We start from the raw sequence: 3,002 nt of genomic DNA, 5'->3' as shown, positions 1-3,002 counted from the left end.
TTCAACTTCTATTTTTGGCATTGCATCTTTTTTCAAATTAATTTCTGTTAAAAATCGCATAATGTATATCTGACCTGCTATTCCATCATGAAGTTCTTTTGATAATCTACTTTTTTCCATAGATTTTCCTTTTTCTAACATGTCTTGTTGGGCAACCATTAAATTGAAAATGGTAAGATTATTTTCTTTTTGCTCTTGATCCATTTTTAATATTTTATTATAGGTTCTTATTCTAAATAAAACAAATAGAATAGCTATAAATACACTAAATATTACACCGTAAATAACTTGATTACTGATTTTTTTGGTTAATTCTATATTTTTTTGATGTACCACCTCTGTTTCATAAGTAATTTTAGCAAATTTGTTACGCGTTTGGCGTTCGTCGTTCATGATTATTGCTTTAATCTCAACTAATTTTTTTAACCATTTTGTTTCATTTGCTAAATCATATTGTTTTAGGGTAGTATATATTTCCTCTAATATTAGATTTAATCTCAATTCATTAGCCAATTCTATGGCTTCATTAATGACTTTAAATGCTAGTAGTTGATCATTGTTTTTGAAAGCAGCAATTGCAATTAAATGTTTAGCATTAACTATATTTTCTTGTACATTATTTTCTTCTGCTACTTTTAAGGCTTTATAACAGTTTTTTAGGTTAATGGTTTGATTAGTATCACGATTCAATTTTTCTTGGTTAATTAAAAGAAAAGTTAGATTATGTGGCTCATTGTTTTTAAGTTGTTCATTTTCTGATTTTTCATAATATTTTTTAGCTAAATCGTACTTCTTAGCTTGTTGATAGGACCAAGCAATGTTTAGAAAAATTTTTGTTTTATTCTTTGACTTTAAATTAACCATCTTTTCAATAGCTATTTTATCATTATAAAGCAAAGCATTATTAAAAGCATCAATTGCAAAATCAAATTGATTTGTATTTGTATAGTTAATTCCCAAGATATTATAAAAACGGTAAATTATTTCTGGATCACCATAATCAATAGCATTTTGGAGATTTTGATACAAAATGGTTTCACTTTCAGTATCTAGATTTTCTTTAGTTAACATCAAAGCTATTTGAAAATTTGTCAGAATTTGATGTTTAGAATTCCTTACATGATAAGGAAGAGATTTTCTGTAATAAAAATAGGCAGAATCAATCTTATATATGCTTTGAAAATAATCACCCTTATCTAATAACAAGGTGGCAATATAACTTGAATCTTTTAACTTTTTTGCTTTATCAAGGTTACTAATTGTCAATTCTAAATAGGGATTAAACATTTTGTGATTGAAATATTCACATGCCATTTTTCTTGAATAGCTTATTTGAATAGTATCATCCACAATAAGATTTGACAATGAAAGACCCTCAATCAAAAGTTTTTTCACTTGAACTGTGTCACTCATTTGCCAAGTTCGAGCTTGAATATCTTCAATTTTAGTTAATATTTCTTTTTGAGATGCATGGTCCTTTTTACATCCCACAAACAACAAAAAAAGTAAAAAAAAAATGCGAAACATATCAAGGTATATTTCGCAAATATAATGATTTTAATAACTCAACTTTTAACACCATCTGTTTTAGTTGTATTACCTGTTTGCTGTATTTCATGTTGTTCAGGCAATTCATCAGCAGTGCAAGATTGAAAACTAATACTTAAAAAGCTTATTAAAGCGATAACGATAATCATTTTGTAATTTTTCATGATTTTTTAAATTAAAAGGTTACTATTTTTTTTATAGTATAAACTTATTAATTGGCACTTTGTAAGTAAAGTATTAAAATAACAGAAAATAAGTAGAAAAAGTATTTGGTTATGTATATATTTTTTATTATAAAAATTAGCACAAAAAAAACCGCCAATAAGGCGGTTATTTCTTTAACCCAAATTACGCATTAGACCCGAGAGCTTTGCTCGAACTAGCGAAGCAAATCTATTACAAACTAAAACTACTTCAAAAATAAGCACTTAGTCCTTTTTGAAATCTTAAAATAGTAATCTATTCCAAAATTTAAAAAAGTCCGTGCTCCGATAGTTATCGGAATATTTTTATTGTATTTTTTTAGCTTTCATAACGAAGTCTAATGCGTAATTTGGGTTTAACTAATTTTAATACTTTGTAACTAACTCAATATACTTTCGTGGATTAATTTTTTTTGAATCTCAAAATCTTCTAGTGAGAGTTTATTTAATTTTCTTGAGATGTTTTCGACAGCACTACATTCAAAAAAGTTTTTGATTGTACCAAAATCTGTTTCGAGATCTCTAGAAGAACTATTCACTTCAAAAAAGGGAATATCGCCTTTGAGCATGTGTGCGACTTCTTGTTGGTGTATCAACCATAAATTTGAATCTTGAGGTACATTTTTAAACGCTACACCCAAATAATCTTTTATCTTTTGCTCATAATGTTCATAACTGCCTAAATTTTTGGGCAATTTCATTTGATTGAGAATTTTGGCATAAACGTTAGTAGCACGCCATATATAACGAACGGTTTGGTTATTTAAACCCAAAAGCGGCGAGTTTTCATCGTGCAGTAAAAACTCGCGGTGTTGCAAAAATAATTGATAGGCCTTTTCAAAACCATTAATGAGTTCTTGAAGATGGTTTATTGGATAAACAGCAACCCCATTCAATAGGGGTAAGTTTTCTTTTTGAAAGCTTTCTTCTGCAAACCTGGGTACAAAACGCCAATGATCTGTATAACGATCAACAGCTTCCTTTTTAAGGGTTTGCATACTTTTTTGCTTGTGATAGCCATAGCCGCATGTACCCATAGGCATGCTAGCAGCTGTTTGTTCATGGATTGGCAGCAACATGGGTGCCAACACTGAATCTACAAGTTTTTCTGAAATAAAATTTTTAAAATATTGTTGCCAGTTGGTATCAATTTTTGGTTGAATAATGGTCTCGTGGTCTATAAAAGTAGGCGTAGCACCATTGGCTATGATGTTTTCATAATGAAAATCTGAAGCATTTAATACATAAGAC

3 protein-coding genes are annotated in these 3,002 nt (G+C 28.8%); all 3 read right to left on the bottom strand.

Features of this window, described 5'->3' with window-relative positions:
* On the bottom strand, window positions 1-1,527 hold a 1,527-nt coding region (locus ACIQ2S_RS12545; protein WP_396176510.1), incomplete at its 3' end, for a hypothetical protein.
* Between the two features lie 38 nt (window positions 1,528-1,565).
* Window positions 1,566-1,712: a hypothetical protein gene (locus ACIQ2S_RS12540; RefSeq protein ID WP_396176508.1), complete on the bottom strand. Its 147-nt coding sequence runs from the start codon at window positions 1,710-1,712 to the stop codon at window positions 1,566-1,568.
* Window positions 1,713-2,131: 419 nt separating this feature from the next.
* Window positions 2,132-3,002 (bottom strand): DUF4135 domain-containing protein (locus ACIQ2S_RS12535; RefSeq protein ID WP_396176506.1); only part of this gene is annotated, 871 nt, incomplete at its 5' end.

Origin of the sequence: Flavobacterium sp. (genome assembly GCF_044371705.1) — a bacterium.
Taxonomy (GTDB): Bacteria; Bacteroidota; Bacteroidia; order Flavobacteriales; family Flavobacteriaceae; genus Flavobacterium.
This window is presented reverse-complemented; position numbering and strand designations above follow the sequence as displayed.

Excerpts from the sequence above, each read along its gene's own strand:
- ACIQ2S_RS12540 (WP_396176508.1), bottom strand. The coding sequence starts at position 1,712 with ATGAAAAATTACAAAATGATTATCGTTATCGCTTTAATAAGCTTTTTA.